20 protein-coding genes are annotated in these 19609 nt (G+C 35.8%); 6 read left to right on the top strand and 14 right to left on the bottom strand.

Annotated elements, in window-relative coordinates; translation table 11 throughout:
• Positions 1–5: 5 nt before the first annotated feature.
• From BMX24_RS13740 to BMX24_RS13700, 9 genes are all read right to left on the bottom strand, one after another.
• The gene (locus tag BMX24_RS13740) at positions 6–1274 is read right to left on the bottom strand and encodes an acetyl-CoA C-acetyltransferase (protein WP_089793630.1); all 1269 of its coding nucleotides are present in this window, start codon (positions 1272–1274) and stop codon (positions 6–8) included.
• A 10-nt stretch (positions 1275–1284) separates the two neighbouring features.
• Positions 1285–1890, bottom strand: a complete 606-nt coding sequence (locus BMX24_RS13735; RefSeq protein ID WP_089793628.1) for a TetR/AcrR family transcriptional regulator — start codon at positions 1888–1890, stop codon at positions 1285–1287.
• Between the two features lie 296 nt (positions 1891–2186).
• Positions 2187–2606, bottom strand: a complete 420-nt coding sequence (locus BMX24_RS13730) for an OsmC family protein (RefSeq protein WP_089793626.1) — start codon at positions 2604–2606, stop codon at positions 2187–2189.
• An 89-nt stretch (positions 2607–2695) separates the two neighbouring features.
• Positions 2696–3562, bottom strand: a complete 867-nt coding sequence (locus BMX24_RS13725) for a helix-turn-helix domain-containing protein (protein WP_089793624.1) — start codon at positions 3560–3562, stop codon at positions 2696–2698.
• 259 nt (positions 3563–3821) lie between these two features.
• Complete coding sequence (locus BMX24_RS13720) at positions 3822–6509, bottom strand: TonB-dependent receptor domain-containing protein (RefSeq protein ID WP_089793622.1); 2688 nt, start codon at positions 6507–6509, stop codon at positions 3822–3824.
• Between the two features lie 84 nt (positions 6510–6593).
• Positions 6594–6926 carry a hypothetical protein gene (locus tag BMX24_RS13715; RefSeq protein WP_228404851.1) on the bottom strand — a complete coding sequence of 111 codons (333 nt, stop codon included), beginning with the start codon at positions 6924–6926 and terminating at the stop codon, positions 6594–6596.
• 55 nt (positions 6927–6981) lie between these two features.
• Positions 6982–7626, bottom strand: a complete 645-nt coding sequence (locus BMX24_RS13710) for a hypothetical protein (protein ID WP_089793618.1) — start codon at positions 7624–7626, stop codon at positions 6982–6984.
• A 79-nt stretch (positions 7627–7705) separates the two neighbouring features.
• On the bottom strand, positions 7706–8392 hold the full coding sequence (locus BMX24_RS13705) for a response regulator transcription factor (protein ID WP_027380477.1): 687 nt from the start codon (positions 8390–8392) through the stop codon (positions 7706–7708).
• A gap of 167 nt (positions 8393–8559) precedes the next feature.
• Positions 8560–10107, bottom strand: coding sequence for a sensor histidine kinase (locus tag BMX24_RS13700; RefSeq protein ID WP_089793616.1), 1548 nt, complete (start codon positions 10105–10107; stop codon positions 8560–8562).
• Between the two features lie 207 nt (positions 10108–10314).
• On the opposite strand from BMX24_RS13700, the gene BMX24_RS13695 reads away from it, so the two are divergent.
• Entirely contained in the window at positions 10315–10800 is a 486-nt protein-coding gene (locus BMX24_RS13695) for an SRPBCC family protein (RefSeq protein ID WP_089793614.1), read from the top strand.
• 259 nt (positions 10801–11059) lie between these two features.
• Here the strand turns inward: BMX24_RS13695 and BMX24_RS13690 are convergent, their stop codons facing one another.
• The 4 genes from BMX24_RS13690 to BMX24_RS13675 all read right to left on the bottom strand — a co-directional run bounded on the left by BMX24_RS13690 (position 11060) and on the right by BMX24_RS13675 (position 15098).
• On the bottom strand, positions 11060–11404 hold the full coding sequence (locus tag BMX24_RS13690) for a hypothetical protein (RefSeq protein ID WP_089793612.1): 345 nt from the start codon (positions 11402–11404) through the stop codon (positions 11060–11062).
• 49 nt (positions 11405–11453) lie between these two features.
• Positions 11454–13496: a S9 family peptidase gene (locus BMX24_RS13685; RefSeq protein ID WP_089793610.1), complete on the bottom strand. Its 2043-nt coding sequence runs from the start codon at positions 13494–13496 to the stop codon at positions 11454–11456.
• 88 nt (positions 13497–13584) lie between these two features.
• Positions 13585–14325, bottom strand: a complete 741-nt coding sequence (locus BMX24_RS13680; RefSeq protein WP_089794700.1) for a uroporphyrinogen-III synthase — start codon at positions 14323–14325, stop codon at positions 13585–13587.
• An 11-nt stretch (positions 14326–14336) separates the two neighbouring features.
• Complete coding sequence (locus BMX24_RS13675) at positions 14337–15098, bottom strand: DUF4271 domain-containing protein (RefSeq protein WP_228404849.1); 762 nt, start codon at positions 15096–15098, stop codon at positions 14337–14339.
• On the opposite strand from BMX24_RS13675, the gene BMX24_RS13670 reads away from it, so the two are divergent.
• Genes BMX24_RS13670 through BMX24_RS13655 form a run of 4 tightly spaced genes read left to right on the top strand, consistent with a single transcriptional unit; the run spans position 15082 to position 18432 of the window.
• Positions 15082–15798, top strand: coding sequence for a polyprenol monophosphomannose synthase (locus tag BMX24_RS13670; RefSeq protein WP_089793606.1), 717 nt, complete (start codon positions 15082–15084; stop codon positions 15796–15798). The two genes, BMX24_RS13675 and BMX24_RS13670, sit on opposite strands and share 17 nt — an antisense overlap.
• A complete protein-coding gene (locus tag BMX24_RS13665; protein WP_089794697.1) occupies positions 15795–16166 on the top strand; it encodes a DUF4296 domain-containing protein in 372 nt (123 codons plus the stop codon). The genes BMX24_RS13670 and BMX24_RS13665 overlap by 4 nt, the downstream gene beginning before the upstream one ends.
• A 9-nt stretch (positions 16167–16175) precedes the next feature.
• Positions 16176–17309, top strand: a complete 1134-nt coding sequence (gene tgt, locus BMX24_RS13660; protein ID WP_089793604.1) for a tRNA guanosine(34) transglycosylase Tgt — start codon at positions 16176–16178, stop codon at positions 17307–17309.
• Between the two features lie 10 nt (positions 17310–17319).
• Positions 17320–18432 (top strand): LptF/LptG family permease, encoded by a 1113-nt coding sequence (locus tag BMX24_RS13655; protein ID WP_089793602.1) that lies wholly within the window; start codon positions 17320–17322, stop codon positions 18430–18432.
• Here BMX24_RS13655 and BMX24_RS13650 read toward each other — a convergent pair.
• Entirely contained in the window at positions 18426–19139 is a 714-nt protein-coding gene (locus BMX24_RS13650; protein WP_089793600.1) for a biotin--[acetyl-CoA-carboxylase] ligase, read from the bottom strand. The genes BMX24_RS13655 and BMX24_RS13650 overlap by 7 nt on opposite strands.
• Before the next feature lie 86 nt (positions 19140–19225).
• On the opposite strand from BMX24_RS13650, the gene rsfS reads away from it, so the two are divergent.
• Positions 19226–19594 carry a ribosome silencing factor gene (gene rsfS, locus BMX24_RS13645; protein WP_027380465.1) on the top strand — a complete coding sequence of 123 codons (369 nt, stop codon included), beginning with the start codon at positions 19226–19228 and terminating at the stop codon, positions 19592–19594.
• The last annotated feature ends 15 nt before the right edge of the window (positions 19595–19609 follow it).

The following is a 19609-nucleotide window of genomic DNA, read 5'->3' as shown; positions in this document are numbered from 1 at the left end:
TCAGTTTATTTTTCCAAAATCATCGTTACCCCTTGTCCGCGAGCGGCACAGATGGAAATGAAACCTTTTCCGCTTCCTTTTTCATGTAAAAGTTTAGCTAAAGTTCCGATAATTCTTCCTCCTGTTGCGGCAAATGGATGCGCTACAGCGAGACTTCCGCCTTTTACATTTAATTTATTTCGATCGATTTTTCCTAAAGCTTTTTCCAACCCGAATTTTTTAGCCAAATCATCGTTTTCCCAGATTTTTAATGTGGCTAAAACCTGCGCTGCAAACGCTTCATGAATTTCATAATAATCAAAATCTTGCAGATTCATTCCGGCTTTTTTCAGCATTCTTTCTGTTGCAAAAACGGGAGCGAGCAATAAATTTTGTTTATTTTCAACATATTCAATTCCTGCAATTTCAGAGAACGTGATATAGGCTAAAATCTCTAAATTATTCGCTTTTGCCCATTCTTCGCTTGCCAGTAAAACCGCAGAAGCCCCATCGGTAAATGGTGTTGAATTTCCGGCTGTCAAAGTTCCGTTTTGCTTGTCGAAAGCTGGTTTTAATGTTGCTAATTTTTCCAAGCTTGTATCTCTGCGAAGATTGTTGTCTTTGTCTAAGCCATAAGCCGGTGTAATCATATCATCAAAAAAACCTTCATCATACGCTTTTGCCATATTCTGATGACTTCTAAAAGCCAATTCATCCTGATCTTCACGGGAAATCTGGTAATATTTTGCCGTAATTTCTGTGTGTCCGCCCATTACCAAGCCTGTTTTCGGTTCCTGACCTTTGTAGGGAATCGGCATCCAATCTTTCAGTTTCGGACTTAATAATTGCTTAATTTTTCCAAAAACGGATTTTTCTTTATTGGCTTTTAATAAAGCTTTTCTTAATCTCGGTGAAGATTCAAAAGGAATATTGCTCATGGCTTCAACACCACATGCAATTCCACTTTCAATTTGTCCTAGAGCAATTTTGTTTGCGATGTAAACCGCTGCTTCAATTCCCGTATCACAAGCCTGTTGCAGGTCGCACGCAGGAGTTGCAGGGTCGAGAGAAGTGTTCATGACGGTTTCTCTGATGAGGTTGCTCTCAGAAATATGTTTAATCGTCGCTCCTCCGGCAACTTCACCAAGAAGTTTTCCTTTGAGGTTGTAGCGATTGATCAAGCCATTTAATGTAGGAAGCAGTAAATCCTGATTTCCTTTGTCTGCGTAAGCTGTATTCATTCTGGCAAACGGAATTCTGTTGTATCCGACTATTGCCACTTTTTTTGTTTCCATAGCGTGAAGTTTATGATGGAAGTATGTTTAATTCTTTGTCAATCATGTGAGTGATTTTGTCTAAGGCAAGGTTTAAAAATTTCTCATCTCCCGTAGTTTTAGATAATAAAATTCCGCCCTCGAGAAGCATGATGAAAATAGAAGCATATTCCTCAGCATTAGCTTTTTCATTTAAATCTCCATTTTTCTGACCTTGAATAATAACCGAAGAAATTTTTCCAGACCAATCTTCAAATGATTTTTTAACCTGATTTTTAAGAGTTGGAAAGATGTCGTCGGATTCTGTTGCAGCGTTCATCAACGGACAGCCGCCGTTTGAAAAAACCGAACGCCAGTTTTTTCTGTAAAAGTCTACAAAAGCATGAAGTTTTTTCATTGTTGTCGGAAATTCGTCACTGAAAGATCGCGACATGCTTTTACTCAAGACTCCTGAATTGTATTTGTAAACCTCAATTGCCAATTCATCTTTGTTGGCAAAGTTTCCGTAAATGCTTCCTTTCGTCAGATTCGTAGCCTGTGCAATATCAGATAAAGTCGTGGAAAGATAACCTTTGGTGTTAAACAAAGAGGCTGTTTTCTCAATAATGAATTGTTTAGTCTTTTCTGCTTTTGACATTTTCAACTGATTATGATGCAAATATACAAAAATATACCAATCGGTATATTTTATTTTACAACTATAAATTATCTGTTTAATCTATTGAATTAAACCATTAAGATTTGAATTAAGAAGTTTAGATTAATTAAGGTGAATCTTTGATTTTAAGTTTTGGCTAAAGCCAATTTGATGGTTTTGAATGAAAAAACGGGCTAAAGCCCGTTCCTATTGATGATATTAAGATTTTAAATAATTTACGTAATATGAACTTAATACTCTTAACTTCTTAATTCAAATCTTAATGGTTCAAATTCTTAGTTAGCCAAAGTAGCCTCCAAAGTAATCTCAAAGTTGAAAGCTGCGCTTACAGGACATCCTTCTTCTGCGATTTTAGCATATTTTTGAAATTCTTCTTCTGAAATTCCCGGAACTTTTGCTGTTAAAGTCAATTCAGATTTTGTGATTTTTCCGATGTTCGGGTCTAGAGTGATTACAGATTTTGTTGTTAATTCTTCAGGGGTGAATCCTGCCTGAGAAAGTTCTGCGCTCAGTTTCATTGTGAAGCATCCTGCGTGAGCTGCTGCCAACAATTCTTCCGGGTTTGTGCCAACTCCGTCTGCAAAACGGCTGTTGAAAGAGTATTGAGTCTGATTTAATGTAGTGCTTTGAGTAGTGATGTGTCCGTTTCCTTCTTTGATGGTACCGTTCCAAACGGCTGTTGCGTTACGTCTCATAATGTTTTGTTTTTTTGTTGTTTAATATTGTTATTTTTGATGTTACAAAGGTATGTCGGAAATCATGCAGGATAAATAGATAAAAAGACTTAAATATTGTACTTTTTTCCCGAAGTGTAATTTTTCTTGAAATTTGTCGGTGTACTTCCGATTTTATTGGTGAAAAGTCGGTTGAAATATGCCGGATCTTCATAGCCAAGATCGTAGGCAATTTCTTTCACAGGTTTATCTGTATAAAATAAAAGTCTTTTGGCTTCCAGTAGAATTCTATTAATGATAAACTGATTCGGAGATTCAAGATTTAAACTTTTAAATTTATGGGTTAATGTTTTTGGAGCGATGTGGAGTAGATCTGCATAATCTGCCACATTATGTTTTTCCCTGAAATGAATTTCCAGATGCCGGCTGAAATCACGGAAAACATCCAATTCATTGCTTGGGATTTTTATCGTATCGTTATCGAGATTCTGCTTTTTCCATTTTCTGGTAGCGCGGATGATGATCTGTTTTACGTAGGTTCTGATCATTTCCTCGGCAGAAGAATCTTTCCATTCCAGCTCATCTTTGATGCTTTGAAACAAATTTTTTATGATAAGATTTTCATCTTCATCAAGCTCTACAAAAGGGATTTCAAATACATTATGAAAAAGAAGTCCGTCACAAGCCACTTCTTTATCATGAATCTGGATGCAGTAAAAATCGCGGTTGTAATATAAAAGATTAGATTCTTTACTTCCTTTTTCAACCTGTAAATGTTGATTGGTAAGAAAAAATAAAGCCGGATTTTCTGTTGAATACTGTTTAAAATCTACCGTCAGTTCATAGCCTTCCGGAACGTAGAAAACTTTTATTTCAGATTTGTATCGAGTGTCTTTAAGGGTTTGAAGGTTGTCTTCAGAAAAAATTTCGAAGCCCAGTTTCTTGTAATGATCTTCAAAAATAAGCGTTTGCGACATAGATTTACTTTAGCATAAAGGTACAAAAAAGCATGGCTTCTTAATTATTAAATTATTGAAACCATGCTTGTGTTTTATAACAAAAGAGATAAATATTTTTATAAACACATGAGCCACATAAGAAAATATAAGCTTGGAAAATAGTAAGTTCACATAAGAAGAAAATCAAAGATTTTCAAAAAACTGATGTGTTCTTTTTTGCAGTAATATTTTAACTTTAAATAACTAATGTGTTAATATCTTTTATGTCTCAATTACATTAGAAAGTCACATCCAATCCAATATAAAAATTCGCTTTCATAATCGGTGCATACACCATTCCGCCATCAAAATAATTTCCAAAAGGGTTTTTAAAATCAACAATTGCGTTTTTTTGATAGTAAGAAGTCAGATTCTCGCCGCCTAAATAAGCTCTGATTTTTTTATTGAAATTTCTTGAAATCTGTGCATTTAAAATTGCATAAGATTGAGAATACGTTGGCAACTGAAACTCTTCAGGATTCGATGAGGTGTCTGGAAGTCTTTGCTTTCCTACTAAATTTAAAGTCGTGTCAAAACTCCAAAATCCACCTTTATTATTTTTGTTGGTTGAATAAGCCAGATTCACAAAACCTCTGTGCTTCGCCATAAACGGAACTTCACGTCTTCCATCCAGATAATCTGCCTGAACATCATAATATTTGTAAGCCAATCTTACATCAAAATTCTTAAAAGGCGTAAAATCCCACTGCGTTTGGAAAGAATTGGCGAAAGATTTACCTTCTAAATTATAGAAAGTCAATTGCTGAGGTGAGCGGTCTAAATCCACCATCACCTGATCCTGGAAATCTGTTCTGAAAAAGTCTGCAATGATCGTAGATTTTCTTCCGAAGATTTTAAATTCCTGTTGTAAACTTGCTCCGTAATTCCATGCTATTTCTGGTTTTAAACCATAAATATTTCCGCCATTCTGCAAAATCTGTATATTTCTGTTTGATGCAAAATATTGCTGACTTTCCGCAAAAATATTCGCAGTTCTGAAACCTCTTCCGGCAGAAAGTCTTAAAATAGTTTGTGGTGTGAAATCATATTTAAAATTCAATCTTGGGGTAAACTGAGTTCCTGCCAGATTGTGAAAATCGACTCTTGCTCCTGCTACCAAAGTATATTTTAAGCCTGTCAAAGTGTATTCTGCAAAAGCTCCGGGAACAATTTCGTTTCTTTTAAAATTCGTTGTTAAGTACGTTTCGTCATAACCGTCGTACATAAAACTCGCTCCAGCTTTGTATTTATGATTGGTATTTCCTAAAATACTTTCAAAAATCAAGTTTGAATAATACGTTTGCTGCTTTCCTGAATAATTTCTCAATCCAAAAAAGCTATCTTGTTGATGATAAGTATATTGGTTCATCCAACCCAAGCTTTGATAAGGCTTTCCTTTAAAAACATAGCCTGTTTTATTCCAAACCTGAAATCTTAAGATATCAATTCCAACGCCGTAAAGTGATTGTTTATCCTGCGGAATTTTTTTATCGAAACCGATTTGTCCGGAAGTTCTTTCGTCCTTAATAAAATTAATTCCAAAATGCGAACCTAATCCTGACTTCTCCAAATCATTGTAATTCAATAAATAAGCTGCATTTAATTGAGTTCCTTTCGGTCTGTCGAGAAATCCGTCGTCATTCATGTCTGTATCTCCGAAGGTTCCGTTTCCGTGAAGGAGAAAAGTTTGTGACCATTTATCGTTAATTGGCGCGACACTGGTGATATTCGCTTCGGCTCTTCCGTTAAAATCAGAAAATAAATTCAAAGAAGTTTCCGGTTTTTCCGCATTTTTCAACAATTCTGTGTTGATTTGCCCTGTGATACTTTCATAGCCGTTGGTTACCGTACTTCCGCCTTTTGTCAGCTGAATGCTTTCAATCCATCTTCCGGGAATGAAATTCAGCCCATAAGCTGAAGCCAACCCTCTGATTTCAGGCAACAATTCTTTCGTTAAGCTCGTATATTTTTGGTCTAAACCCAGCATTTTCAATTGCTTTGTTCCGGTCACCGCATTGCTGAAAGAAACATCGACCGTTGCATTGGTTTCAAAACTTTCGGATAAATTACAGCAAGCAGCTTTTAACAGTTCTTTTTTATCAATATTAAAAACAAGACCTGCGTCCTTTTTGCTTAAAACCGTTGATCCTTTCGTTCCACTTACTGTAACGCTTTCTATGCTTTTTTCATGATCTTCATGATTTTCATTGGCAGCATTGTGATCAATATGATCTGTATGTTCAGCTGTTGTGCCTTCTTCTAAATGAACTTTAGGATTCGCTTCTCCAAAAGGAATTTCTCTGTCGTAAAGACAGCAAGCAGGAAGGTTTTTGTAAGTATTATCGCTGGATTTGTACTTTTCATTGTCATGACCAACGTCTGCAATTTTCTTTAAAATTTTATCTGAAGATGTTTTTTTCGGATCAAAATTTAAAGTGACCATCTGCTTTTCTGCACTCCATTCTGCGGAATCTGCTCCGGCGTCTTTGGCTGCTTTTTCAATTCTTGCTTTACAAGATTTGCAGTTTCCTTTTACATAAAATTCATTCTCTTTTTTCGAATGATGATCGTGGTTTTCTGCAACAGACATCTGCAAATCTCTGTCGTAATGGCAGCATCCTGGAAGCGCTTCATACGTTGCATCGGTTGCTTTATATTTTTCATTGTCATGACCTGCTTCAGCGACTTTTTTTAAGATATCATCCGTTGAAGTATGAGTGTCTGTTTCTAAGGTTAACGTTTGTGAATCAATAGAATATCTGGCTTCTTTTGCGCCTGCTTTTTTGGCTGTAGTCTCGATTCTTTCTTTACACATCTCGCAGTTTCCCTTTACTGTAAACTGGCTTTTAGAAAGATTTTGAGCAAAAATAAATTGTGCAGATAATAAGAATATACCAAGAGTAATCCTGGAAATATATAATTTCATTTTGTTTAAAAATTTTAGATTAATTGAATTTGATGTAACAGTTTAACAATCATAGATAAACTGATACATGATTACATTTTTTAATTAACCTATTTTCGGCGGCTGCCAAATCTCTTTCAAACGATCTGAAATATACGGATCTGAATATTGAAACTGTAAGTTTTTATTGGATTTGTAATATGAATACTCTAACTGTAAACTCTTCGAAAAAGGAGTTTCTATGAAGGTGTAACAAGCCACACAGCTTGAACAGCAATCGTCGTTGCAAGAAGATTTTTGTTCTTTTTTGTTGTGACTGTCTTGAGAGTGCTGGTGGTGATCGGTTTTGCAGCAATCCATTCCGGATTCGGATTTACAACAGTTTTCCTGTGAAATCTGAGCATAGAAATTATCTTTAGGAATTAAAAAAATCCCCAAACAGAAAACAATTGCTATGATCTGAAATAGTTTCACGGATGTAAAAATACAAAAATTATGGTAATGCTTCTCCTACTTTTACGGCACAATTATGCCATGGCTCTCCATGAGGAGGGTTCACTGCAGGTTTCGGACCAGTGGGAGCGGGTGCTGGAGCCGGAGTATTTTGAGTGACAGTCTGCACTGGTTGTGGAGCCGGAGCAGGCTTACTGTTCAAAGGTTGCCCGACAGGAATATCACATCTATGACCTGGTTCTCCGTGGGGAGGATTCATTCCTTTTGCTGTTTTTATCGTTTTTGCTTTTCCATTATTGTCAACCTGGAATTTTCCGGGCTGCAGAGCATTCGGATCGATTTGTATCGTCTGACCTTGGTTGGCATTTACCGTTACGTTTTGAGTTCCTTGCTGTTGGGCAGGAGCGGGCTTGCTGTTCAAAGGTTGTCCAACTGGGATGTCACATCGGTGTCCCGGCTGTCCGTGAGGAGGGTTCATTCCCGGAGCAGTCGCAGTTGCTGCCGTAGGATTTTGTGTGTTCTGAATTCCCGCCTGATCCAAAAGGGACGGTTTTGGCGTGTTATTCACAGCAACATTCGGTTGCTGAATGGCGGCTTCCTCCTCTATATAAGTGGCTCTTTCGTCTTTTTTGCAGGAAATGGTAAGTATTGAGATGGCAATAATGCCTAAAAATGTATTCTTCATTATCTTCTGGTATGAAACAAAATTAGCAAAACATTTTTAATTGTTTTGCTAATTTTACATTTATAATGTTATTTTGAAATTAATTCTTAACTAAAAGTCTGAATCCTTCGCCATGAACATTGATAATTTCCAACCCTTCGTCGTCTTTCAACAGCTTACGAAGCTTGGCGATATAAACGTCCATACTTCTTGCTGTGAAGTAGTTTTCTTTTTTCCAGATTTTCCTTAAAGCCAGATCTCTCGGCATGAAATCGTTTCTGTGGATGCAAAGAAGCTTCAAAAGTTCGTTTTCTTTTGGTGAAAGCTTGTATTCGTTGTCGCCCACTCTCAATTGTCTAAGCATGGAATCGAAGAAAATATTGCTGATCTTGAACTGCTCCTGCTCTTCGTTTTCCAACGTAGAGCTTCTCTGAAGAATTGCTTTGATTTTATACAAAAGTAATTCCGTATCAAATGGTTTTGTGATGTAATCATCCGCGCCCAACTGATAGCCTTTCAATATATCTTCTCTCATATTTCTTGCCGTAAGGAAAATAATGGGAGTATTTTTATCTATTTTTTTTACGTCTTCTGCCAATGAAAACCCGTCTTTTTTAGGCATCATCACGTCGAAAATACAAATGTCGAATTCATTCTCCGTAAATTCTTTTAATCCTTGTTCACCATCTGTGGCAAGAGTAACTTCGAAATTATTTATCGTTAAATAATCCTTCAACACTGCCCCGAAACTTTGGTCGTCTTCTACTAATAATATTCTGTTGCTCATAGTTTTAAAAAATTAAAAATTAAAATTAAGAATGAATCCAGTCACTCTTTTTTCTTCTATATTTTGTTTATTGGTTAATATTTTATTATTGATAAGTGATTAGCATTAAATTTTAAAATTACAAGACATTTAGTCTGGTTTATCACTTATCTTTTTTATCATTTATTTTAGCTCATCGGCAATTTTATGGTAAACGTACTTCCTTTTCCTTTGTGGGAGTCTACAATAATCAGCCCTTTATGAAGCTCTACAATTTTTTTCACGTAAGAAAGTCCTAACCCTTGTCCTTTTACGTTGTGAATATTTCCGGTCTCTTCTCTAAAGAATTTCTCGAAAATTTTCGTTTTATTCTGGGTTTCCATTCCCATTCCTTTATCGGAGATTTCCATTACATAATAATGTCCTTCATTTCTTGTTTTTATTGAAATTTCAGGGGCTTCCGGCGAATATTTATTGGCATTGTCCAAAAGATTCACCAGCATATTGGAAATATGAAATTCATCAATTTTGAAAATATAATCCGTAGCATTAAATTCCTGCGTAAGCGTTCCGTTTCTTTGCTTAACAATCAGATTAAAAGATTCCGTTGTCTTTCTGATGAGTTCTCTTACGTTGGTTTCCTTTAGGAATAATTTTACTTCATTACGCTCAAGCTTAGACATGTTCAATACGTTCTCCACCTGTTTTTTCATCCTCAGATTTTCCTGCTTGATCAATTCTGAATAATATTTTACCTTATCAGGATTGGTGGCAATTTTATCATTGGCCAAAGAATCTGTTGCTACCGAAATCGTCGCTAGCGGAGTCTTAAACTCGTGAGACATATTGTTGATAAAATCTGTTTTTACCTCTGCCAGTTTTTTCTGCTTCATCATATAATTAATGGAAATAATGTAAATTCCCAAAATTGTCAATAGCGAAAGGAAAGTTCCCAACAGCATCGGCCAGTTGTCCTTTGCCAAAGAATATTCTTTCTTAGGGAAAACCAAAGCCAGACTGTAGAGTGTTCTTTCTTTCTGGTCTGTAAAAAGGGGATAACTGTAGGTGTTATAGTCCTTTTTTTCTTTATAATCTTTATTGACAACGCTCGTCAGTTTATTATTTTTATCAATAATTCCGTAGCCGAATTTTGCACTGATGCCTCTTATTCTTAATTCTTTTGTAATAACAGAATCCAGAACTTTTCCGTCCACTCTTTTTGCGATAGGAAGGTTGTTTCCGTAGACTTTAGCAAATTCTTTTACCGTGTAATCGCCACTTTCGATGTCGTGATTGATTTCAGCGGTCAAAAGCTCGCGGTTGGTCGTATCTCTTTTTATTTTATAAGCCGCTTCGTCCGTGTATAAAGTGGTGAGCTTTATAGAATCTCCTTTCTGGGAGATGGGAAGCTGCGTTTTTTCAATAATATTTTTTGAATAGATGATCTGTCTCTGGGTTCCGGAATCTTCTACCTGCTGAATCGCCGTTAACGATGGCTGATTACTATTGGCTACAATATTATCCCTGAAACCTCTGAAGTTTTGGTTTAAATATTTGTCAGTCTCTATTTCATTAATATTCTTTGAAATGCTTTCTAAAGCAGAATACGTTTTGTTTGAAAAATCCTGCTCAAGGGCACCATAATAACCTTTCAGCCAATAAAACTGGAGCGTAACGAAGACAATCAGTGAAATTGTCATAAACACCGAGATTATTGGGATGAATTTATTATTCATTTACTTTATTTTATGAGTTTTTTAAAAAAGTGAATGTTAAAATTAATTATTTTAAGACTTGATAAACAAAAAACGAGCCAAAAAATTGTATAATTTTTCTTAAAAGAGTGATTTTTAACATTTATTTATAAATTTTAAATTACTTGTCATATGAAAAGATGCGTACCACAATAAAGAAGTAGCTTTGTTTTAAACAAAATTATTATTATGGAATCGAATATCATTTTTAACAAAGATTTTGAATCGAACACTGTATATGTTATGAAAATTTATCATGCAGATGTTTCAAAAGTATGGAATTATTTCACCAAAGCTGAATTGTTGGATCAGTGGTGGGCTCCAAAACCATGGAAATGCGAGACAAAAAAACAGGATTTCAAAGAAGGCGGCGTTTGGCTGTATTCAATGGTTGGCCCGGAAGGTGAAAGGCATTATGCCCAGGTGAAATACCGTGAAATCATGGAACACAGGAGTTTTGACGGCACCGATACATTCTGTGATGAGAATGGTAATGTAAATCCTGATTTTCCGGAAGCGAAATGGCTTTTTGGTTTTACCGGAGTGGAGGAAGGAACGAAAGTAACGGTTAATATTCATTTTTCTTCTACAGAAGCGATGAAACAATTGTTGGAAATGGGCTTTGAGGAAGGTTTTAAAATGGGATTGAATCAGTTGGAAGAAATTTTAAAATAAACATTAAACACGAATATCACTAATTTTTCACTAATAAGAACAAGATTTTATCAATAAGAACGGACAAATAATCCTGACCTACGTCGAAGGAAGCCCGTTTTTTAATTTAAATAAATCTAATTGGTTTTAGCCAAAACTTAAAATCAAAACAATAATCTTAATTAAACTGAACTCCTTAATGTAAATCTTAATGGTTTCATTTATCAAAACAAAAAATGGAAAGTAAAACTACTCTCCATTTTTTTTATTTTAAAACAAATTAAATCAATTCTTCATCCTGAAAATATTGAATAATTGCTTTTTTCATTAGAATTTGTTGTTCATTGGGTTTTAACTCGGGAAGTTCTTCCAGGGGTTCAAAATGCGGATATCCGTCATCATCATAATGCGAGAATTTGTAATATCCAAAAGGTTCCAACAATCTGCAGACTGCGATATGAAGTAAGTTGACCTTATCATCTTTCGTGTATTTCTGTTGACCGCTCCCCAATTCCTGAAGACCTATTAAAAACAAATATGTTTCAATAGGAGCATTCTTTTCCGTATCAAAATTTTCAATGAAAAATTGTTCTATTTTTTGCCAATATTCAGCTTCGTTAATCATAATTTGTAAATGATAATTGATAGAATTTTAAGTTAATTAAACCAAATGGTTATTTTTTATCAATCATAAGCAAAAATGCATATTCCAGCGCATCTTCCTTCAAAGATTCAAATCTTCCGCTCGCACCGCCGTGTCCTGCACTCATGTCGGTTTTGAAAATTAAAATATTATTATCTGTTTTTAATTCTCTCAATTTGGCCGTCCATTTTGCAGGCTCCCAATATTGAACCTGCGAATCGTGCAAGCCTGTTGTGATCAGCATATGCGGATAATCTTTGGCTTCTACATTGTCGTATGGCGAATAAGATTTCATATACTCATAATATTCTTTATCGTTGGGATTTCCCCATTCATCGTATTCTCCGGTTGTTAAAGGAATCGTCTCATCCAGCATCGTTGTAACCACATCCACAAAAGGTACCTGAGCCACAATCCCGTGGAATAAAGCCGGTTCATAATTCACTACCGCACCTACAAGCAATCCTCCCGCGCTTCCGCCCATGGCGTAAAGGTGTTTTGATGAGGTATAATTTGCTTTAATTAAATGTTTTCCGGCATCAATAAAATCAAAGAAGGTATTTTTCTTAAACAGCATTTTTCCGTCTTCATACCATTCTCTTCCCAGATATTCACCCCCTCTGATATGGGCAATGGCGTAAATAAATCCTCTGTCTAAAATCGATAATCTCACATTCGAAAAACTGGCATCTACAGTGTGTCCGTAGCTTCCGTAACCGTATAAAAGCAGCGGAGTATCTGCAGATCTTTTTGTGTCTTTGTGGTAGACCAAAGAAATCGGAATTTTTGTTTCTCCATCTCTGGAATCTGCCCAGATTCTTTCAGAAATATAATTTTCAGGGAAGAATTTCCCGCCCAGAACTTCCTGTTGTTTCAGAAGTACGGTGGTTTTTTCTTTCATATTATATTCGTATGTCGAACTTGGCTGCGTTAATGAAGTATAGCCGTAACGTAAAACTTCCGTGTCAAATTCTAAATTAACACCAATATACGCCGTATAAGTAGGATCTGAGAAAGGCAGATAATAGGATTCCTGAGTCGTTTCGGCGATAATTTTTATCTGCAGCAGCCCTTCTTCTCTTTCTTCAAGCACAAGATAATGTCTGAAAATTTCGAAGCCTTCCAATAATACTTCCGGACGGTGAGGAATAACATCTACCCAGTTTTCCATTCCGCAGTTATTGATTTTCGTTTTTACGATTTTAAAATTAAATGCGTCGTCTGCGTTGGTTATGATATAGAATTCATCTTCATAATGCTCTACGGAATATTCCAGATCGTCGATTCTTGGCTGAATGATCGTCCACTCTGCAAAAACATTATCTGAAGGAATAAATCTGTGTTCATCGGAAATCGTACTTGAGCTTGCAATGAAAATATATTCCAAAGATTTTGTCTTGAAAACATTCACATCAAAAGTTTCATCCTCTTCATGGAAAATCAAAATATCTTCCGAAGAATCTGTGCCCAGTTTGTGCCTGTACACCTGAAATGCCCGCAAGCTTGCATCTTTTCTGATATAGAAAACATGTTCGTTATCATTTGCCCAAACTGCTTTTCCGGTGGTATTTTCAATGGTATCAGGAAGAATTTCTCCTGTTTTTAAATTTTTAAAATTAATCGAATAAATTCTGCGGCTTACATTGTCACTTGAAAAAGAGGCAAGCTCATTATTCGGGGAAACGGCAACGCTTCCTACTTCAAAATAGCTTTCACCCTCCGCAAGAATATTGACATCTACAACAATTTCTTCTTCGTTGTCTAAGCTTTTATATTTTCTGCAAAAAATAGGGTATTCTTTTCCTTCTTCATAGCGGACGATGTACCAGTATTCATTAAAAAAGTACGGCAAAGATTCATCATCTTTTTTATAGCGGGCTTTCATTTCCTCAAAAAGGTCTTCCTGAAGCTGCTCGGTATCTTTCATTATAAAATCTGCGTAAGCATTTTCTTCTTCCAGATATTTGATGACTTTGGGATTTTCTCTTTCATTAAGCCAAAAATAATTGTCAATCCTTTTATCTCCGTGTATTTCGAGTGTTTTTTCTATCTTTTTTGCTTGTGGAGCTTCCATTCAATATTAATTCTTGTTCAAATTTAGTTAAAAAAAAACCATCTTTCCTTACTTGAAAAGACGGTTCTTTTATATTTTGTATTAAAGTTTACTTGTGAAGCGCTTTAATATATTTTTCCAATGCCATGGTCATAGACGGAGTTTCCTTTGTAGGAGCCATTAAATCTACTTTTAATCCTGCTTCTTCTGCTGCAGCTAACGTTGTGTTTCCGAAAACACCGATTTTAGTTTCCTCCTGCTTGAAGTCCGGGAAATTTTGTTGTAATGACTTAATTCCTTGCGGGCTGAAGAAAATCAGCATATCGTAATCTTTAATGGTAATATCCGTAAGATCGCTGCAAACCGTTCTGTACATGATGGCTCTTGTCCAGTCTACATTTGCTGTATCCATTGTTTTTACGATATCCGGGCTCAACACATCCGAAGACGGAAGGAGATATTTCTCAGTCGGGAATTTTTTGAAAAGAGGAAGCAGATCCGAGAAGTTTTTCTCCCCAAAACTGATCTTTCTTTTTCTGTAAACAATATGTTTTTGAAGATAATTCGCAATGGCTTCAGACTGGCAGATATACCTCATTGTATCTGGCACAGTGAATCGTAGTTCTTCCGCTAATCTGAAGTAATGGTCTATCGCATTTTTACTCGTGAAAATAATTCCGGTATATTGCGTAAGATCAATCTTCTGTGTTCTTAGTTCTTTGTTGTCAACTCCTTCGACGTGGATAAAAGGACGGAAATCAATCTTTATCTTTTCCTTCTTCGCAATATCCAGGTATGGAGACGACTCGCTAGGTGCTGGTTGAGAAACCAATATAGACTTTATTCTCATCATTGACTTTATTAAAAAAATAATAATTTCCAAAGCAACAAAAGTGGTGCGATTTGGAGGGTGCAAATATACAAAAATTTATAATACCATTTTTCAGGTAAGATGTTGTTCTTGTGAAATAAATAGAAAAAAACCTTGAAAATGAAGACGAAAGAAAAGAATATTAAATAGTATAAAAACATTTTATTTCTGTCTATCGGGAAATAATAGTGGGTTACACATAAAATTATTAACAAAAATGACAGAATGAAGTAAAATTTTGTAGAGGTAAAATAAAAAATAGACCATCTTTTGCCGTCACCTATACTTTGGAAAAATAAAAATCCTAAAGTTGATTTTATTAAGTAAAAAAATACAATTGCTATTAAACAAAACCCAAATTTATTCAGTTGATACCCTAAAATATGCAAATCTGCAATATATTTTGGCACAATAGGTATGTATTGTGAGATGAGAACCGACAATGTAAGCACTGTCACACAGGAAGTGATCACCCAGCTCGGCAGGTTATTGCTTGCATCGAAATATTTTTGAAGCAGAAAGTCTTTCAGGTTGGCCTCTCTTTCTATGACATTCATCATAAAAAGGTATAAAAAGATGCAGCCCAGCAATATAAAGATCACCCAATCGTTGTTCTCAGGTATTCTTATATGATTTGTAATATTTTGTGATAACGGCAACGGAATGTTTTTTGCAAAATTATAGATTATTTTGTATAAAATAAAAAGGTTAAATAAACTATCTTTGCAAACTGAAATGAAAAAACTGGTCATAATCCCAACTTACAACGAAAAGGAAAATATTGAAAATATTATTTCCGCGGTTTTTGCATTGGATGATGACTTTCATGTTTTGGTCGTGGATGATACGTCTCCCGATGGAACGGCAGAAGTAGTAAAAGACCTGCAGAGAAGGTTTCCGCACTATCTTCATTTGTCGATAAGACATGTGAAAGACGGTTTGGGGAAAGCATATATTCATGGTTTTAAATGGGCAATTGAAAACCAATACGATTATATTTTTGAGATGGATGCCGATTTTTCTCACAACCCGAATGATCTGCCGAAATTATTTGAAGCATGTAAAAATGCAGATATGGCGATCGGATCACGTTATTCTAAAGGAGTAAACGTGGTAAACTGGCCGATGGGAAGGGTTTTGCTGTCTTATTTTGCCTCAAAATATGTAAGATTCATTTTAGGTCTTCCGATTCACGATACAACGGCAGGTTTCGTTTGTTTTTCAAGAAGAGTATTGGAAGAAATAGGTTTGGATAATGTAAGGTTAAAAGGTTATGGATTTCAGATTGAAATGAAATTCAGGGCTTTTAAAAAAGGATTCAGAATTGTGGAAGTACCTATTATTTTTACAAACAGAATTTTAGGAGAAAGCAAAATGAATGGAGGAATCATTCATGAAGCGGTTTTTGGAGTTTTAAATTTAAAATGGAAATCAATAATCAACAGGTTATGAAAAAGCTGATCTTCATTTTTTTGTTAATTTTTGTCGTTTCCTGCGGAGGAGATTATATCGACAAGCCTAAAAATCTTATCCCGAAAGATCAGATGGCGGAAATTTTGGCCGATTTATCGATCAATGATCAGGCAACGTTCATGTATCCGAATTCAAATCTGGAAGCGGGAACAAGATATGTCCTTAAAACACATAATGTAAAACCCGATGATTTTGTTCAGAGCTTTAAATATTATGTAGTTAAAGAAAAGATGAACGGAATTGCAGAAGAAGCACAAAAAATAGTATTGGAAAAAGATCCGAAAGCGGACAAATATGTAAAGGAGAAACTGAAGAAGAACCAGAATTTGCCGACTTTCGCAAGATAATTTTTAAAAATGCAGAAATTTTTTACTATAGAAAAAACCTCGGAGGGGAAGGCTAGAGCAGGAGAACTTACCACAGATCACGGTAAAATCCAGACGCCGATTTTTATGCCTGTAGGAACTGTTGCCAGCGTAAAGACAGTTCACCAAAGAGAATTAAAAGAAGACATAAAAGCCCAGATTATTTTGGGGAACACGTATCATTTATACCTTCGTCCGGGCATGGAAACGATGCAGGATGCAGGAGGTTTGCACAAATTCATGAACTGGGATCTTCCTATTCTTACGGATTCGGGAGGTTTTCAGGTGTTTTCCCTGGCAAGTAGCCGAAAAATGTCGGAGGAAGGAGCAAGATTCAAATCTCATATCGACGGAAGTTATCACATGTTTTCTCCGGAAAAATCAATGGAGATCCAAAGACAGATCGGAGCCGATATTTTTATGGCTTTTGATGAATGTGTTGCTTATCCTTGCGAATACAATCAGGCCAAATTATCAATGGAGCTTACGCATCGCTGGTTGAAAAGATGCATCGAATGGACTGAAAATAATCCTGAATTATACGGTTACAAACAAAGACTTTTCCCTATTGTTCAGGGATCAACCTATTCAGATTTAAGAAAAATTTCTGCTGAAGTAATTTCTGAAGCCGGTGCGGAAGGAAATGCCATCGGAGGACTTTCCGTAGGGGAGCCTGAAGAGGAAATGTACAGAATTACGGATGAGGTTACCGATATTTTACCAAAGGAAAAACCAAGATATTTAATGGGAGTGGGAACTCCGTGGAACATTCTGGAATCCATCGGTTTGGGAATCGATATGATGGATTGTGTAATGCCGACGAGAAATGCAAGAAACGCCATGCTTTTCACTTGGAAAGGCGTGATGAATCTTAAAAATGAAAAGTGGAAAAAAGATTTTTCGCCTTTGGATGAGTTTGGAACAAGTTTCGTAGATAAAGAATATTCGAAAGCATATTTGAGACATTTATTCGTTTCTAAAGAATATTTGGCCAAACAAATTGCTTCAATTCATAATTTAGCGTTTTATTTGGATCTTGTAAAAGTGGCCAGAGAACACATTATGGCAGGAGATTTCTACGAATGGAAGAATTCTGTGGTTCCGGTGCTTAGACAAAGACTTTAAAATAGGATTTATGTTAAAAATTATAGACCGATATATCGTAAAAAAATATCTTGGAACATTCAGTTTCATGCTGATATTGCTGTCTATAGTTGTACTCGTGATCGACGTTCAGCAGAAAATCCCGAGAATCGAGAATGCTACGGCGATCGATGCAAAGCTTAATCTGACGTATTTTTTGGTTCATTTCTACCCGTTCTGGATCATCAACCTGGTCATGACTTTCCTCTCAATTCTGGTATTCATTTCGGTGATTTATTTTACATCGAGAATGGCAAATAATACGGAAATTGTTGCCGTCATCAGTAGTGGTGCGAGTTTCCATCGCTTTGCAAGACCTTATCTTTTAACATCTTTGTTTATTGCAACGATCTCTTTGGGAGTCAATCACTTTGTGCTGCCTTGGGCAAATATCCAGAAAAATCAGCTGGAAGCGTATACTTATAATGCGACCAACAAGGAAAAGGTTTTAGGAACGGCTCCTGTTTCTGCACAGTTGAGCAAAACAGAATATATTTTCATTAATTCCTGGAATAAAAGGGAAAAAAGAGGTTCAGGATTTGTCTATCAGAAGTTTGATAAAAACAGAAGATTGACGTACGAACTCAAAGCCTCAGATGTTACTTGGGATAAAGATAAAAAACTGTTTGTCTTAAATTCTTACGCAGAAAAAACAATCAATAAAAACGATACGGAGAAGCTTGCCAATGGCTTTGATTTAAAGAAAAGCTTCGGACACAATCCGGAAGAGCTTTTCCCGAACGAGCTTTTAGGACAAAATAAAACCACTCCGGAACTTTTAAAATTCATCAAAAGAGAAAAGGAAAAAGGAAACAGCAACCTGAATGCCCATCTTAATGAGCTTCATCAGCGGACAGCGATGCCGATTTCCATTATCATCCTGACGTTTTTGGCGCTTTCTCTTTCTTCACAGAAAAAACGTGGAGGATTGGGAATTAACCTGGCTTTGGGGATTTCCCTGGCGTTCGTTTTCGTATTTTCATTCGAAGCTTTGAAAGTAGTTTCCGAAAACAAAAGCATATCTCCGGCATTGGCGATGTGGCTTCCGAATATTGCTTTTTTCCCGCTTGCAGCGTATTTATACCTGAAAAGAGCGAATCAGTAAAATAGTTTTATTTCTTTGTGATAAAATGAGCAAATTCCGTCTTCGAGTTCGATCCAGAGTTCTCCTTTTTCGTCGGCGTATCTTATGATGCCATTTTGGCGCGTTTTGTCCAGTTCAAAAACCGAAATCTCATCTTTCCGGAATAAATGGGCATTAAAAAGTCTCATAATTTCTTCTTCGGAAGGGATATTCTGAAGTCTTTTGATAAGAAAATCATTGAGGTTTAAAGTGAATTCTTCAAGGTCGAAATGTCTGCCGGTCTGCGTTAAAAGTGATCCAGCATTGGAAATTTCATCAAAATCTTCCTGCAAAATATTGAAGCCGGCTCCGATGATGAAATAATTATTTTGGTTAATTTTTTTCTTTTCAATTAAAATTCCGACGATTTTTTTATTTTTAAGAATAATATCGTTCGGCCACTTTATTTTTACATCGTTTTCAGTCAAATTGGCAAGATAATCCCTGATAACGATTGCGGTATAATAATTGAACATGAAATCTGAAAGCATGAAGTGCTCCGTCTTTACAGCCAAGGTATAAGCTAAATTTTTTTCAGCGGTTGAAGACCACGTATTTCCGTACTGACCGCGGCCTTTGGTTTGATTGAATGTATACAAAGTAACAAAATCTGAATTTTCATAAAGTAAAAACTTTGAAATTTCGTCATTAGTAGAAGAGCATTCTTTCAGGTAAAATAGTTGACTCATTTAAGAAAACTTTAAGACTTTCGGGGCTCAAAAGTAAGGCTAAAGTAAAAGAAAAACAATAAATTTGCAGATTATAGTATTTTTTAATGAATAAAACAGCAGAAAAACAAGAACTATTAGATAAAATCGTTGAGGCTATTCAGGATGTAAAGGGTGAGGACATTATGATCTTTGATCTTTCAAACATTGAAAACTCGGTAGCAGAGACGTTTGTGATATGTAGCGGAAATTCCAACACGCAGGTAGCCGCACTGGCAGGAAGTGTTGAGAAAAAAGTGAGAAACGAATTAAAAGAAAGACCTTGGCACGTAGAAGGTACAGAAAACGCAATGTGGGTTTTGGTAGATTACGTCTCAGTGGTAGTTCATATTTTTCAAAAACAGGTACGGGAGTACTATGATATAGAGGAACTTTGGGGTGACGCTGTCATTACAAAGGTTGAAAATGAATTTTAAAATTTTAAAAAGTAT

Origin of the sequence: Chryseobacterium wanjuense (assembly GCF_900111495.1) — a bacterium.
GTDB lineage: Bacteria > Bacteroidota > Bacteroidia > Flavobacteriales > Weeksellaceae > Chryseobacterium > Chryseobacterium wanjuense.
Note: the sequence above shows the minus strand (reverse complement) of the source record. Positions and strands in the feature narration are given on the sequence as shown.

Excerpts from the sequence above, each read along its gene's own strand:
- BMX24_RS13665 (WP_089794697.1), top strand. The coding sequence starts at position 15,795 with ATGAAAAAGCTGATCTTCATTTTTTTGTTAATTTTTGTCGTTTCCTGC.
- BMX24_RS13710 (WP_089793618.1), bottom strand. The coding sequence starts at position 7,626 with ATGAAGAATACATTTTTAGGCATTATTGCCATCTCAATACTTACCATT.
- BMX24_RS13730 (WP_089793626.1), bottom strand. The coding sequence starts at position 2,606 with ATGAGACGTAACGCAACAGCCGTTTGGAACGGTACCATCAAAGAAGGA.
- BMX24_RS13675 (WP_228404849.1), bottom strand. The coding sequence starts at position 15,098 with ATGACCAGTTTTTTCATTTCAGTTTGCAAAGATAGTTTATTTAACCTT.
- BMX24_RS13685 (WP_089793610.1), bottom strand. The coding sequence starts at position 13,496 with ATGGAAGCTCCACAAGCAAAAAAGATAGAAAAAACACTCGAAATACAC.
- BMX24_RS13655 (WP_089793602.1), top strand. The coding sequence starts at position 17,320 with ATGTTAAAAATTATAGACCGATATATCGTAAAAAAATATCTTGGAACA.
- BMX24_RS13670 (WP_089793606.1), top strand. The coding sequence starts at position 15,082 with ATGAAAAAACTGGTCATAATCCCAACTTACAACGAAAAGGAAAATATT.
- BMX24_RS13690 (WP_089793612.1), bottom strand. The coding sequence starts at position 11,404 with ATGATTAACGAAGCTGAATATTGGCAAAAAATAGAACAATTTTTCATT.
- BMX24_RS13700 (WP_089793616.1), bottom strand. The coding sequence starts at position 10,107 with ATGAATAATAAATTCATCCCAATAATCTCGGTGTTTATGACAATTTCA.
- BMX24_RS13705 (WP_027380477.1), bottom strand. The coding sequence starts at position 8,392 with ATGAGCAACAGAATATTATTAGTAGAAGACGACCAAAGTTTCGGGGCA.
- BMX24_RS13650 (WP_089793600.1), bottom strand. The coding sequence starts at position 19,139 with ATGAGTCAACTATTTTACCTGAAAGAATGCTCTTCTACTAATGACGAA.
- BMX24_RS13720 (WP_089793622.1), bottom strand. The coding sequence starts at position 6,509 with ATGAAATTATATATTTCCAGGATTACTCTTGGTATATTCTTATTATCT.
- BMX24_RS13680 (WP_089794700.1), bottom strand. The coding sequence starts at position 14,325 with ATGAGAATAAAGTCTATATTGGTTTCTCAACCAGCACCTAGCGAGTCG.
- tgt (WP_089793604.1), top strand. The coding sequence starts at position 16,176 with ATGCAGAAATTTTTTACTATAGAAAAAACCTCGGAGGGGAAGGCTAGA.
- BMX24_RS13735 (WP_089793628.1), bottom strand. The coding sequence starts at position 1,890 with ATGTCAAAAGCAGAAAAGACTAAACAATTCATTATTGAGAAAACAGCC.
- rsfS (WP_027380465.1), top strand. The coding sequence starts at position 19,226 with ATGAATAAAACAGCAGAAAAACAAGAACTATTAGATAAAATCGTTGAG.
- BMX24_RS13740 (WP_089793630.1), bottom strand. The coding sequence starts at position 1,274 with ATGGAAACAAAAAAAGTGGCAATAGTCGGATACAACAGAATTCCGTTT.
- BMX24_RS13695 (WP_089793614.1), top strand. The coding sequence starts at position 10,315 with ATGGAATCGAATATCATTTTTAACAAAGATTTTGAATCGAACACTGTA.
- BMX24_RS13725 (WP_089793624.1), bottom strand. The coding sequence starts at position 3,562 with ATGTCGCAAACGCTTATTTTTGAAGATCATTACAAGAAACTGGGCTTC.